General features: G+C 73.6%; 9 protein-coding genes and 5 pseudogenes. 6 read left to right on the top strand and 8 right to left on the bottom strand.

Going from position 1 to position 13340, the window contains the following annotated elements; translation table 11 throughout:
* Both JNW87_RS24405 and JNW87_RS24400 read right to left on the bottom strand, forming a co-directional pair.
* Positions 1-492, bottom strand: a pseudogene (locus JNW87_RS24405) (IS607 family element RNA-guided endonuclease TnpB); the annotation flags it as partial.
* Between the two features lie 115 nt (positions 493-607).
* Positions 608-1182 (bottom strand): annotated as a pseudogene (locus JNW87_RS24400) (IS607 family transposase).
* Between the two features lie 43 nt (positions 1183-1225).
* Between JNW87_RS24400 and JNW87_RS24395 the strand changes: the two are divergent.
* Positions 1226-1732 (top strand): low temperature requirement protein A, encoded by a 507-nt coding sequence (locus JNW87_RS24395; RefSeq protein ID WP_109802690.1) that lies wholly within the window; start codon positions 1226-1228, stop codon positions 1730-1732.
* A 64-nt stretch (positions 1733-1796) separates the two neighbouring features.
* On the opposite strand, the pseudogene JNW87_RS24390 reads toward JNW87_RS24395, so the two are convergent.
* From JNW87_RS24390 to JNW87_RS24380, 3 genes and pseudogenes are all read right to left on the bottom strand, one after another.
* A pseudogene (locus JNW87_RS24390) lies at positions 1797-3622 on the bottom strand (AMP-dependent synthetase/ligase).
* 143 nt (positions 3623-3765) lie between these two features.
* Positions 3766-4716 (bottom strand): terpene synthase, encoded by a 951-nt coding sequence (locus JNW87_RS24385; protein WP_109802692.1) that lies wholly within the window; start codon positions 4714-4716, stop codon positions 3766-3768.
* 125 nt (positions 4717-4841) lie between these two features.
* Positions 4842-5471, bottom strand: a complete 630-nt coding sequence (locus tag JNW87_RS24380; protein WP_109802693.1) for a TIGR03085 family metal-binding protein — start codon at positions 5469-5471, stop codon at positions 4842-4844.
* 216 nt (positions 5472-5687) lie between these two features.
* Here JNW87_RS24380 and JNW87_RS24375 point away from each other — a divergent pair.
* Positions 5688-7562, top strand: a pseudogene (locus JNW87_RS24375) (ABC transporter ATP-binding protein).
* Positions 7559-9345 (top strand): annotated as a pseudogene (locus tag JNW87_RS24370) (ABC transporter ATP-binding protein). The pseudogenes JNW87_RS24375 and JNW87_RS24370 overlap by 4 nt, the downstream one beginning before the upstream one ends.
* Before the next feature lie 56 nt (positions 9346-9401).
* On the opposite strand, the gene JNW87_RS24365 reads toward JNW87_RS24370, so the two are convergent.
* Genes JNW87_RS24365 through JNW87_RS24355 form a run of 3 tightly spaced genes read right to left on the bottom strand, consistent with a single transcriptional unit; the run spans position 9402 to position 11505 of the window.
* On the bottom strand, positions 9402-10010 hold the full coding sequence (locus JNW87_RS24365) for a TetR family transcriptional regulator (protein WP_109802703.1): 609 nt from the start codon (positions 10008-10010) through the stop codon (positions 9402-9404).
* Positions 10010-10765: an ABC transporter permease gene (locus JNW87_RS24360; RefSeq protein ID WP_109802696.1), complete on the bottom strand. Its 756-nt coding sequence runs from the start codon at positions 10763-10765 to the stop codon at positions 10010-10012. The genes JNW87_RS24365 and JNW87_RS24360 overlap by 1 nt, the downstream gene beginning before the upstream one ends.
* On the bottom strand, positions 10762-11505 hold the full coding sequence (locus tag JNW87_RS24355) for an ABC transporter ATP-binding protein (protein WP_109802697.1): 744 nt from the start codon (positions 11503-11505) through the stop codon (positions 10762-10764). Before JNW87_RS24355 ends, JNW87_RS24360 begins: the two co-directional genes overlap by 4 nt.
* Positions 11506-11608: 103 nt before the next feature.
* On the opposite strand from JNW87_RS24355, the gene JNW87_RS24350 reads away from it, so the two are divergent.
* The 3 genes from JNW87_RS24350 (at position 11609) to JNW87_RS24340 (ending at position 13335) form a co-directional block, all read left to right on the top strand.
* Positions 11609-11998, top strand: a complete 390-nt coding sequence (locus tag JNW87_RS24350) for a MerR family transcriptional regulator (protein WP_109802704.1) — start codon at positions 11609-11611, stop codon at positions 11996-11998.
* Complete coding sequence (locus tag JNW87_RS24345) at positions 11995-12999, top strand: aldo/keto reductase (RefSeq protein WP_109802698.1); 1005 nt, start codon at positions 11995-11997, stop codon at positions 12997-12999. Before JNW87_RS24350 ends, JNW87_RS24345 begins: the two co-directional genes overlap by 4 nt.
* Positions 13000-13068: 69 nt before the next feature.
* On the top strand, positions 13069-13335 hold the full coding sequence (locus JNW87_RS24340; protein WP_238454451.1) for a nucleotidyltransferase domain-containing protein: 267 nt from the start codon (positions 13069-13071) through the stop codon (positions 13333-13335).
* Positions 13336-13340: the final 5 nt, after the last annotated feature.

The following is a 13340-nucleotide window of genomic DNA, read 5'->3' as shown; positions in this document are numbered from 1 at the left end:
GACCGCGACCTGGAACGAGCAGAACCAGCGCCCGGCGGTCTCGGTGACGGTCGCGGACAGGATCTTCGCGGTGCCCGCCTCGACCCGGCGGGCCAGCTTACGGGTCGACTCGTGAGTCCGGATCCGGCCCAGCCGGGGCAGCACCACGTGCCGCCGGTCGGCGTCGACCCGGATCGCCCCGGTGGTGAACCGCACGGACCGGGCCGCGGCCTTGCCTTTGAACCGGGGCCAGCCCATCTTGCGGCCCCTACGCCTGCCGCTGCGTGACGCCGCCCAGTTGGCCAGCGCCCGGGCCAGGGCGTCCAGGCCGGTGTTGAACGCCTCCTTCGAACATTCCTGCCACCACGGCGCCACCCACTGTTTGATGTGGTTCCAGGTGCGCCGCAGGTCCGGCAGCGACCAGCCCTGCCACGGCGTCAGGTCCGCCTCGGCGACCCCGTAGGACGCCTCCGCCAGGCGTTGGGCCTTGACCGCGCGCAGCCGGCCGAGCATGTGGTTGAACGCGAATCGGGCGCGCCGGCGTGCCGGCGCAGGTTGTGCTCGTCGGCCGGGTCCAGGCAGAACTTGTACGCCTGCACGGTCCAGCCCGCGGGGGCCTCGTACCGCTTCACCCGGTATCACCCGAGGTGGCGGCGGCCACCGCTCGCTCGGCCCAATTCGCCGCCGCCCGGCGGCCGTACAGCCGGGCGCACAGCGAGGTCAGGATCTCGGTCACGTCGCGGACCAGGTCGTCGTCCACCCCGGCCGGTCGACCACGAGCAGCCGACGGCCCTGGGCGGTCAGCGCGGCCTCGACGTACTCGGCGCCGAACCGGGCGAACCGGTCCCGGTGCTCCACCACGATCGCGGTCACCGCCGGATCACGCAACAGCGCGAGGAACTCCTTGCCGCGGCCGTCCAACGCCGAGCCGACCTCGGTGACGACCCGCGCCACCTGAAGGTTCTGCCCGGTCGCCCATGCCGTAACCCGGGCCACCTGCCGGTCCAGGTCGGCGCGCTGGTCGGCCGAACAGACCCGGGCGTACACCACCACCGTCTCGACCGGAGCCGCATCGGTGGGCTGCTCCACCAGGATCAGGCCACCGACCCGGCGAGCGGGCACGGGCAGCTTGCCCTCCCGAAACCAGCGATACGCCGTTACCGGATGGACCCCTTCCCGCTTCGCCCACTCTTTCAAGTTCACAGTTACACACTATCGCATACCGTCAAGGCAACGGTTGTGAGCCCTGTCCTTCGCGCTCGAGCAGACGCTGCACCACACCCGGGAACCGGTCCCGCGCGCCCGGCTGGCCCGGGACGTCTACACCTACCTGCACCTGCCGATGGTCGCCAGGATCATCTTCTTCGCCCTCGGCCTCAAGGACCTGCTCGCGGAGGCGGCGGAGCCGGACACGCCGCCCTGGGGGGTGCCGCTGGGCGGCTTCTGGATCACCGTCCTGTACGGCGGGGTCGGCCTCTACCTGCTCAGCCTCGCGGCGTGCGCGCTGCGGGCGCTGCGGACCGTGCACTGGCCGCTGCTGGCGGCGGTGGCGGTGCTCGCCCTGGTCGCCCCGGTGGCCGCCCGGCTGCCGGAGCTGGTGGCGCTGGGGCTGCTCGCGGCCCTCTGCGTGGCCGCGATGGTCGCCGAGACGCTGAGCGAGAACGGGCGGCGGCGGCAGATCCGCCGGCTCGCGCTGGAGGAGCAGATCGCCGCCGAGGTGGAGCAGAGCCGGTGGCGGCGGCAGCACCTCTGACCGCCGACGAACCGGCGGCCGTGCCCCGGGACAAAGGGGCGCGGCCGCCGGCCGGTACGGGCGGTCAGAGCTCGGCGAGCGTCCCGGCATACATCTTGTCGATCTCGGCGGCGAAGTTGCTCTCCACGCCCCGGCGCTTGATCTTCAGCGACGGGGTGATCTCGCCGTGCTCGATCGTCAGGTCGCGGGGGAGGATGGCCACCTTCTTGATCGTCTCCCAGCGGTTGAGCTTGGCGTTCAGTTCGGCCACGTACCCGTCGACCATCGCCTGGGCCTCCGGGGAGGCGACGATCTCCGCGTACTCCCTGCCCTCCAGCGGGCCGCCGGCCGCCCAGCCCTTGATCGCGTCCGGGTCGAGGGTGACCAGCATGGTGCAGTAGTTGCGGGCCTGCCCGATGACCACGGCCTGCGAGGTGTACGGGCAGATCGCCTTGAACATGCCCTCGATGTGCGAGGGCGCGATGTACTTGCCGCCGGAGGTCTTGACCAGGTCCTTCTTCCGGTCGGTGATCCGCAGGTAGCCGTCGTCGTCCAGGCTGCCGATGTCGCCGGTACGGAAGAAGCCGTCCTCGGTGAACGCCGCGACGGTCTCCTCGGGGAGGTTGTGGTAGCCGCGCATCACCGGCGTGCCGCGCACCAGGATCTCGCCGTCGGTGTCGATCCGGCATTCCAGGTCGCCCATCGCCCGGCCGACGGTGCCGATCCGCAGCCCGTCCGGCGGGTTGACGAAGTTGCCGGCGCTGGTCTCGGTGAGGCCGTACCCCTCGGAGATGGGCAGGTTGGCGGCGGCGAAGAAGGTGGCGATCTCCCGGCTCAGCGGCGCCGCGCCGGAGACGAGCACCCGCATCCGGCCGCCGAGCCGGGCCTGGAGCTTGCTGAACACCAGCTTCTCGGCCAGCGCGTACTTCAGCTTCAGCCCCGCCGGGACCGGCTTGCCGGCCTGCTCCAGGGCGACCTTCTCCTTGCCGGTACGCACGCCCCAGGCGAAGATCTTCGCCTTCGCGCCGCCGGCGTCCTGAGCCGTGGTGACCGCCTTGTTGTAGACCTTCTCGAAGACCCGGGGCGCGCCGCACATCAGCGTCGGCTTGACCACGGCGAGCAGGTCGACCAGCTTGTCCACCCGGCCGTCGACATAGGTCGGCAGGCGACGTGGGTGGCGCCGCAGAGCAGGGTCTTGCCGAACGAATGGGACAGCGGTAGCCAGAGGTACTGCAGGTCGTCGTCGCGGAGCAGCCCCATCTCGGCCTGCGCCACGCCCTCCCAGCACCAACCGCCGTGCAGCAGCTCGACCCCCTTGGGCCGCCCGGTGGTGCCCGAGGTGTAGATCAGGGTGGCCAGGTTCTCCGGGCCGATGCCGGCGACCAGCATGTCGATCAGGTCCGGCTCGGCCTCGAGGGCCCGCTCCCCCCGCTCCTCCAGCTCGGCGAGGGTGAGCTGGGGGACGGCGACGGCCGGGTCGGGGGCGCCGTCGAAGAGCACCACGTGGGTCAGCGCCGGCAGCTCGGCCCCGGCGATCTTCGCGGCCTGGGCGGGGTTCTCGGCGAAGAGCACCCGGGATCCGGAGTCGGCGATGATGTAGGTCGCGTCCTCGGGCTCGGTGGTCGGGTAGACGGTGGTGGTCGCGCCGCCCGCGCACATGATGGCGAAGTCGGCGATCACCCAGTCCAGCCGGGTGTTGGCCAGGATCGCCACTGGATCCTCCAGGCCGACGCCGAGGCCGTGCAGCCCGGCGGCGACCGCCTTGGCGCGCCGGCCGACCTGCTCCCAGCTCAGCCAGACCGGGCCCGAGTCGTCGGGGCCGGGGTGGGCGAACGCGTGGCGGTCGGGGGTCGCCGCCACGCGCTTGAGGAACATATCGGGAATGGAACGGTACGGTACATCGAGAGCCATCGCTGTAGCCGCCTTCAGAGGGTGGAGAGGCGTGACGGGGGTCACGCCATTCTGCGGTTACCGAAGAGTATTGCCTGCACCGGGGCAGCGGCTAGCCCTCCCGTTCCGCAGGGGCCGGGCGTCCCGGGACGTGGAACGCCCGGTCAGGCGTACCGGGACACGGCGACCGACCAGTCGTAGGTGGCCCGGATCCAGTTCCGGCGGGTCAGCAGGAAGGCCCGCACCGACTCGTCCCCGGCACCCGTCAGCGTGGCCTCCAGTTCGGCGTACGCGGCCAGGCCCTCGTTGAACCGGGCGGCCGCCGCCCGCAGCGCCGCCTCCTCGCCCTGCCCGGTCTCCCCGGCGATCGTGGTCACCAGGTTGTGCACGTCCGGCGCGGTGCTCAGCTCCTTGCCGTAGGAGAACAGGTCGTTGCACCAGCAGACCAGGTCCGCGGCGAGGGCGTCCAGCGCCGTCAGCGCCGGGTCGGCCCACCGGGCCGCGCCGGGCAGCTCGTCGTACGCCAGGTCGGTGACGGTGAAGCTGGGTCGGACCCCGCCGGTGTGCCGGCGCATCTGCACGTACTCGGCGACCCCGGGCACCCGGCGGTGCTCCCGGTTCGCCGCCTCCCAGAGCAGCGCCAGCAGGTACTCCCGGAGCTGGCTGATCAGCCGCAGCAGGAGCGTCGGCCGGTGCCGGGCGCGGACCCGCCGGCAGAGATCGTCCAGGCCGACGCCGAGCGGTCCGGCCGCCACCGGCCGGGTCGCCGCCCGGTCGCCGTGCCCGTCCAGCACCGCCAACAGCTCCGCCACCGTGGGCGCGAGCCGGGTGGGGCTGGCCCCCAGCCCGTCCTCGTCGCAGGCGTCGTCCATCACGAACAACCAGGAGATCAGGTCGGTCAGCAACCGCAACCGGTCCACCGGCGCGTCCGGGCAGGCCCGGCCGGCCAGCTCCGCCGCACCGGCCCCGCGCAACCGGCGCAGCCCGGCCTCCGTGGCCACCAGGCCGAGGTCGCGCGCCCAGCCGGTGCTCTCCCCGGCGACCAGTTCGACGGCGGCGTGCCGGCGTGCCGGGAAGGGAGGTTCGCGCAGTGCCGAGATCGCGAAGCTCCGCATCCGTGCCCCCTGCCCGCCGCCCGCGGGCGGGGCGGCGGGCAGCAGCCTACGGGAGCAGGAATCGGCCCGGATCGCTGGGTCGCGGGTCCGCTCACATTGTTCCGTGACCGTTTCCGCACACTCGGTCAGAAGCCCAGGCTGGCCCGTCGCAGCCGGTCCGCCGGGGCGGCCGGCCCGTCGATCTGCACCCGGGACACCCGCTGCCGGCCGGACAGGAACAGCGCCAGCTCTCCCGGCGCGCCCACCAACCGCAGGCGCTCCCCGCCCCGGCCGACGGTGAACTCGCCGAACCCGGGCGCCTGGACGAACAGGTCGGCGGGGAACCGGCGCAACGCCAGCCGGGCCAGCACGGCGGTCCGCTTCCAGAGCACCGCCGACAGCCCGGCCGGCAGGTCCCGGGGCAGCCAGCCCGGGCGGGCCCGCCGCACGTCCTCGTGGTGGATGAAGAACTCCATGGTGTTGACCAGCTCGTCGGTGAGCGGGTTGCTCAGCGGGCTCCAGGCCGGCGGGCGGCGAACCCGCGCCACCAGCTCCGGGTACGGGCGCGCGGCGACCCGCCGGCGGACCGCCTCGGCGTACCGGCGCAGCGGCGGCAGCAGGATGCCCGCGGCGGCGTCCGGCCGGCGCTCCCGGACGATCAGGTGCGCGGCGAGGTCCCGGGTGTGCCACCCCTCGTTGATCGTCGGCGCGTCCGGTCCCAGGTCCAGCAGCAGATCGGCGAGCGCCTCGCGCTCCGATCGGGCGTACTGCGGCATGGCCCGATCGTAGGGTCGCGGCGCCGTTTCGGCGCGCCCGGCGCGACGGTGCGCCGTTGCGGCCGGCCCGACGGGCACCCCCGCGCGGCGCCGACCGCCCTGGTCGGCGCGCCGCCGCCGGGGAAGTGACGCTGGACATATGCCGTCCGGGTCGGCGGAGCTGGCACCGACCGGTAAGGATGAGGGAGATAATTGCGGCTTACGGCGGGGGAGAGCGTGGCGAGCGGGACAAGTCGGGACGTCCTCGGCCGGGGGCTACGGGTCCTCGGCCGGGCCATCCGGGAGCAGCCGCGGATCTTCGCGGTCGCCGTGACCGGGAGCGTGCTCTTCGGCCTCATGGTGATCGCCAGCGCGTTCGTGGTCGGCCGGGTGGTCGGTGACGTGGTGGTGCCGGCCATCGCCCGGGGCTCGGTCGGCACCGGGGTGCTGGCGCTGGCTGCCGCGTCGCTGTTCGGGATCAGCGTGCTGCGGGTGGTGGGCATCTTCGGCCGCCGGCTCGGCGCCGGTTACATGCAGTACCGCCTCCAGGCCGCGTACCGCCGCCGGGTCACCCGGCGCTACCTGGACCTGCCGCTGTCCTGGCACCACCGCAACGCCACCGGCACGCTGCTGTCCAACGCCAACTCGGACGTCGAGGCGGCCTGGTACCCGATCGCGCCGCTGCCCTTCGCGGTGGGCACCGTGGTGATGCTGGTCGGCGCGATCGTCTCGCTCTTCCTCACCGACTGGGCGCTCGCCCTGGTCGGCCTCGCCGTCTTCCCCGCGCTCTTCGCGCTCAACGTGGTCTACTCCCGGCGGATGGCGCCCCGTCAGGCCCGGGCCCAGCGGCTGCGCGCCGAGGTGAGCGGCATCGCCCACGAGAGCTTCGACGGCGCCCTGGTGGTCAAGACGATGGGCCGGGAGGCCGAGGAGACGGCGCGCTTCGCGTCCCGCGCCGGCGAGCTGCGCGACGCGCTGATCTCCGTCGGCCGGCTGCGCGGTGTCTTCGACCCGATGCTGGAGACCCTGCCCAGCCTCGGCACCCTCGCCGTGCTGGTGGTCGGCGCGGTCCGGCTGCGGGCCGGCGCGATCAGCGTCGCCGAGCTGGTCAGCGTCGCCTTCCTGTTCACCGTGCTGGCCTTCCCGGTCCGGGCCATCGGCTGGGTGCTGGCCGAGCTGCCGCGCAGCGTCGCCGGCTGGGACCGGGTGCGCCGGGTGCTCGACGCCACCGGCGAGATGCCGTACGGCGACACCGTCCTCGACCCGGCCGCTCCGACGCCGGCCACGCTCGCCTTCCACGACGTGCACTTCGGCTACGAGCCGGCCGAGGCGCACCTGCCCGGCGCCGAGGTGCTCGGCGAGGTGACCTTCACCGTGCGGCCGGGAAGACGGTGGCCCTGGTCGGGCCGACCGGCGCCGGCAAGTCGACCATCGCCTCCCTCGCGGTCCGGCTGGTCGACCCGCGCGCCGGCGCCGTCACCCTGGACGGCGTCGACCTCCGCGACCTCACCGCCGCCTCGCTCGCCTCGACGGTGGCCCTGGTCGCCCAGGTGCCGTTCGTCTTCGACGACACGGTCCGAGCCAACATCGCCCTGGACCGCCCGGGCATCGGCGACGACGAGGTGTGGGCGGCGCTGCGGCTGGCCGAGCCGACGGGTTCGTCGCCGCCCTGCCCGACGGGCTGGACACCATGGTCGGCGAGCGGGGCACCTCGCTCTCCGGCGGCCAGCGGCAGCGGCTCACCCTGGCCCGCGCGCTGGCGGCCGGCCCCGCTTGCTGGTGCTCGACGACGCCACCAGCGCCGTCGACCCGCGGGTCGAGGCGGCCATCCTGGCCGGCCTGCGCGCGCCCACCGACGGCGGGGGCGCGGCCGCGTCGATCCTGGTGGTCGCGTACCGGCGGGCCACCATCGCCCTCGCCGACGAGGTGATCTACCTGGAACAGGGGCGGGTCCTGGCCCGGGGCACCCACACCGAGCTGCTGGCCACCGTCCCCGGCTACGCCGACCTGGTCACCGCGTACGAGCAGGCGGAGCATGATCGTGAGCAGCCCCGGACGTACGACGAGGTCACGCCGTTGACCTCCGGCCTGGAAGTCGAGGTTGACCGGTGAGCGCGACTGTTGAGGCGGAGCGGCCGGCGGAGCGCACCGAGTCGACCTGGCGGACGCTGCGGCGGGGGCTCGCGCTCTCCCCGGAGCTGAAGACCGGGCTGGCCGGCACCGTGGTGCTGGCGCTGGTCTACATGGTCGGGCGGGTGGCCGTCCCGGTCGCCGTCCAGCGCGGCATCGACCACGGCATCGTGGGCGGCCTGGACCTCGGCGTGGTGTGGCGGGTGGTCGCGATCACCGCGGCCGTCCTGGTGATCACCACCAGCTGCGGCTACCTGATGATGCGGCGGCTCTTCACGGTCAGCGAGACCGCCCTGGCCGGGGTGCGGACCCGGGCGTTCCGGCACGTGCACGACCTGTCCATGCTGCACCAGCAGTCGGAGCGGCGGGGTTCGCTGGTGTCCCGGGTGACCAGCGACGTCGACCAGATCACCACGTTCCTCCAGTGGGGCGGGGTGATCCTGATCGTCAACCTCGGTCAGCTGGTGGTCACCACGATCGTCATGCTGGCGTACTCCTGGCAGCTCACCCTGGTGGTGCTCGCCGCGTTCGCCCCGGCGGTGCTGGTGATCCGGCTGTTGCAGCGCCGCCTCGCGGGCGCGTACGGCCTGGTCCGGCAGCGGACGGGCACGCTGCTCGGCACCATCGCGGAGAGCGTGGTGGGCGCTCCGGTGATCCGGGCGTACGGCATCGCCGGGCGGACGGCCCGGCGGCTGGACGCGGCGATCGAGGGGCAGCGGCAGGCCCAGCAGCGGGCCATCCGGATCAGCATCGTGGGCAGCTCGGTGGGGGAGCTGGCGGCCGGCCTGGCGCTGGCCGGCGTGGTCGTCGTCGGGGTCACCCTGGGCGTCGACCGCACCCTGTCGATCGGTCAGCTGACCGCGTTCCTGTTCCTGGTGACGCTCTTCATCCAGCCCGTGCAGATCGCCACCGAGGTGCTCAACGAGGCGCAGAACGCGATCGCCGGCTGGCGCCGGGTGCTGGACGTGCTGGACGTCGCCCCGGACGTGGCCGACCCGGGCGCGCAGGGGCGGGAGTTGCCGCCCGGACCGCTGGACATCCGCTTCGCCGGGGTGACCTTCGCCTACCCGGGCGGCCCGCCCGTGCTGCACGACGTCCGCCTGGAGATCCCGGCGAAGAGCCGGGTGGCCGTGGTCGGCGAGACCGGCAGCGGCAAGACCACGTTCGCCAAGCTGCTCACCCGGCTGATGGACCCGACCGCCGGCGAGGTGCTGCTCTCCGGGGTGCCGCTGCGCCAGGTCCGGTTCGACTCGCTGCGCTCCCGGGTGGTGATGGTGCCGCAGGACGGCTTCCTCTTCGACGCCACCGTCGGGGAGAACGTCCGTTTCGCCCGGCCCGAGCTGACCGACGAGCAGCTCACCGTGGCCTTCACCGAGCTGGGCCTGGCCGACTGGCTGGACGGCCTGCCGGCGGGGCTGGACACCCCGGTCGCGAGCGCGGCGAGGCGCTCAGCGTGGGGGAGCGGCAGCTCGTCGCGCTCGCCCGGGCGTACGTCGCCGACCCCGACCTGCTGGTGCTGGACGAGGCGACCAGCGCGGTCGACCCGGCCACCGAGGTACGCCTCCAGCGGACCCTGGACGCGGTCACCCGCGGCCGGACCACGCTGGCCATCGCGCACCGGCTCTCCACCGCGCAGGCCGCCGACGAGGTGATCGTGGTGGACCGGGGCCGGATCGTGCAGCGCGGCCCGCACGACGAGCTGGTCAGGGATCCCGAGTCGGTCTACGCGCTGCTCTACGCCTCCTGGCTGGAGCAGACCCGCTAGTTCCTCGGCGGCCGTCCCTCGGCGGGCGGCCGTCCGCGGCGCTGCCGGCAGCCCGCTCAGCCGGCCAGGTCGCCGGTGATGTCGCCGGTGAGGTAGCGCTGCACGGTCGGGCCGATCGCCGCGACCAGGGTCTCCGGGTCGGCGGAGGCGACCGGCTCCAGCCGGATCACGTACCGCATCATGGCCAGACCGATGACCTGCGTCGCCACGAGCGAGCCGCGCAGCGGCAGCTCGGCCGGGTCCAGGTCGAGGTGGTCGAGGACCCGCCGCAGCACCTGGGTGACCAGGAACTCGCGCATCAGCCGGGCGGTCCACTCGTTGCTGACCGCCGAGCGGAGCAGCGCGACCGCGGCCGCGCCGACCGGCGAGTCCCAGACGCCGAGGAAGGCGCGGACCAGCCGCTCGCCCGCCCCGTCCGGCCCGGCGCCGAGTACGGTCGGGAGCAGCTGCGCCGGGTCGATCGGGATGTCGACGGTGGCCCGGAAGAGGTCCTCCTTGGTGCCGAAGTAGTGGTGCACCAGGGCCGGGTCCACCCCGGCGGCGGTGGCGATGCCCCGGATCGAGGCGGCGTCGAAGCCGCGCTCGGCGAAGGCCGACCGGGCGGCCGCGAGGATCGCCTCCCGGGTGTCCGGGTTGCCGGGCCGCCGGCCGGTCCGGCGGGCCATCACCCGCTGCGCCTGCGGAGGGTGGCCGCCGCGAGCACCAGCGCCCCCACCGCCGCACCGGACACGATCGCCAGGTCCCGCCACATCGTGCCGGTCGGGTCGACGTGCCGCCCGACCTCCTGCAGGGCCTCCACCGAGTACGACAGGGGCAGCACGTCGCTGACCGCCTGGAGCCAGCCGGCCATCTCGCCGCGGGGCACGAACAGCCCGCAGAGCAGCAGCTGCGGCACCGCCACGACGGGCAGGAACTGCACCGCCTGGAACTCGGTGCGGGCGAAGGCGCTGCAGAACAGGCCCAGGGCCACCGCCAGCACGGCGTTGACGGCCGAGATCAGCACCACCAGCCCGATGCTGCCGGCCGTGTCCAGGTCGAACACCCAGTACGCGACCGCCGAGGCGATGGTCGCCTGGACCGCGCCGGCGAGCCCGAACGCGAGGCCGTAGCCGAAGAGCAGGTCGAGCTTGCTCAGCGGGGTGGTGAGCAGCCGCTCCAGGGTGCCGGTGGTGCGCTCCCGCAACATGGCGATGCTGGTCACCAGGAACATGATGATGAACGGGAAGAAGCCGAGCATGATCAGCGCCACCCGGTCGAAGACGGCGGGCTGTCCCGGCGGGGTCGGCTGGTCGACGTACATGAAGTAGACCAGGGTGAGCAGCACGGTGGGCAGCACCACCAGCAGGGCGAGGGTGCGCCGGTCGTGCCTGAGCTGGCGCAGGATGCGGCCGGTGGTCGCGGCCAGGATCCGGAGGTTCATGCCCGTTCCCGTCCGGCGGGCTCCCGGCCCGCCTCGTTCGCCCTGATCAGTCGCAGGAAGGCTTGTTCCAGGTCGTCGACGCCGGTGGCGGCGCGGACGGCGTCCGGGGTGTCGTCGGCGATCAGCCGGCCCTCCCGGACGAGCAGCAGCCGGTCGCAGCGGGCCGCCTCGTCCATCACGTGGCTCGACACCAGCAGCGTCGTCCCGGCCGCGGCCATCTCGTGGAACCGGGCCCACAGGTCGGCCCGGAGCACCGGGTCCTGGCCGACGGTCGGCTCGTCGAGGATGACCAGCTCCGGATCGCCGACCAGGGCGCAGGCCAGCGAGGCGCGGCTGCGCTGACCGCCGGAGAGGGTGCCGACGAGCTGACCGCCGGCGTCCGCCAGCCCGACGTCGGCGACGGCCCGGTCGGCCTCGGCGTGACCCCGGCCGTGCAGGACGGCGAAGTAGCGCGCGTTCTCCCGCACCGTGAGGTCGGCGTAGACGCTCGGCGCCTGGGTCAGGTAGCCGACCCGGCGGCGCAGCTCCGCCGCCCCGGCCGGCCGGCCGAGCACGGTGACCGTGCCCGACGTGACGGTCTGCACCCCGACCACGGCCCGCATCAGCGTGGTCTTGCCGCTGCCGCTCGGCCCGAGCAGCCCGGTGACCGTGCCGCGGGGCACCGTGCAGCTGATGCTCTGCAGCACCCGCCGCCGGCCCCGGTCGACGACCAGGTCACGGACCACCACCGCGTCCTCCATCGCCCGCCTCCAAACTCATCATCCGTTGAAATCAACGCTAGGTGAATTAACTCCGCCGCGCAACGGTTGACTTCGAGTGCACTCCAACTGGAAGCCTTGGGTCGTGGACATCAGCACACGCGAGATGAGCCTCACCGTCGGTGAGGCGGCGGAACGGGTCGGCCTGAGCACCTACACGCTGCGCTGGTACGAGCAGGAGGGGCTGGTCGCCCCGGTCGGACGGGATTCCGCCGGCCGGCGGCGCTACACCGAGAGCGACGTCAACTGGTTGTTCCTGCTCACCCGGCTGCGCCGGACCGGCATGCCGGTCCGGGACATGCGCCGGTACGCCGAGCTGGCCCGACAGGGCGACCGGACGCTCGGCGCCCGGCGGGCGCTCTTCGAGGCGCACCGGGCCCGGGTGCTGGCCCGGATGGCCGAACTGGAGGAGGACCTGAAGGTGCTCGACTACAAGATCGACGCGTACCGCAGGGCGGAGGAGGAGAGCGCATGATCCGGCGACGAGTGGGCGCGACCGGTCCCGAGGTCTCGGCGATCGGTCTGGGCTGCATGGGGATGAGCTTCGCGTACGGCCCGGGCGACGACGCCGAGTCGACGCGGACCCTGCACCGGGCCCTCGACCTCGGCGTCAACCACCTCGACACCGCCGACATGTACGGCTTCGGCGCGAACGAGCGGCTGCTCGCCCCGGTGCTGCGGGCCCGCCGGGACGAGGTCTTCCTGGCCACCAAGTTCGGCAACCGCACCACCGGCGACAGCTTCGGTGGCACCGGCACCCCGGGCGCCTTCGTGGACAGCAGCGCCGCCTGGACCCGGGAGGCCTGCGACGCCTCGCTGAGCCGGCTCGGGGTGGACACCATCGACCTGTACTACCTGCACCGGCGCAATCCCGAGACGCCGATCGAGGAAACCGTCGGCGCGCTGGCCGACCTCGTGGCGGCCGGCAAGGTCCGGCTGATCGGGCTCTCCGAGGTCAGCCCCGCGACGCTGCGCGCCGCGCACGCGGTGCACCCGATCTCCGCGGTGCAGATGGAGTACTCGCTGTTCAGCCGGGACGTCGAGGGCGAGATGCTGGCCACCTGCCGGGAGCTGGGCGTGTCGCTGGTGGCGTACTCGCCGGTGGGGCGGGGGCTGCTCACCGGGGCGATCACCGGTCGCGACCAGCTCGCCGAGAACGACTGGCGGGCCGGGGCGCCCCGGTTCGCCGAGGAAAACCTCGACGCCAATCTGCGGCTGGTCGACGAGGTCCGGGCGGTCGCCGCCGAGCTCGGTCGCACCCCCGCCCAGGTGGCGCTGGCCTGGCTGCTCGCCCAGGGCGCGGACGTGCTGCCCATCCCCGGCACCAAGCGGGTGCGCTACCTCGAGGAGAACGCCGCCGCCGCCGACGTCGAGCTCAGCGCCGCCCAGTCGGCCCGGCTCGCCGAGGCGTTGCCGCCCGGCGCGGCGGCCGGCGAAAGGTACCCCGAGGCAGCAATGAGATTCGTCGGACACTGACCCCGGAACGGACAGGGCGTCCGCCATCGGTCATTGCGCCGAAGATCGGGCGTCCGGCACGATGACCAGGTGGGTCCCGCTCCGTTGCCCGAGACCGGTTTCCTCGACGACTGGGCCGCCCGCCTGCGGCAGGTCGCCGACCGTCCCGTCGTCGGCATCATGCTGCGCGGCAGTCACGCCCGGCGGGGCGCCACCGAGCACAGCGACGTGGACCTCGACGTCCTCGTCGCCGCCGCCGACCAACCCAGCGCCGACGACGAACCCGCCGCCGACGACCGACCCACCGCCGATGACCGTTCCGCCGCCCCGAGTCCCGGGGCGCGCGCCGGCCGGTGACCCCG

Origin of the sequence: Micromonospora sp. ATA51 (assembly GCF_016802855.1) — a bacterium.
GTDB classification, from domain to species: Bacteria; Actinomycetota; Actinomycetes; order Mycobacteriales; family Micromonosporaceae; genus Micromonospora; species Micromonospora sicca.
This window is presented reverse-complemented; position numbering and strand designations above follow the sequence as displayed.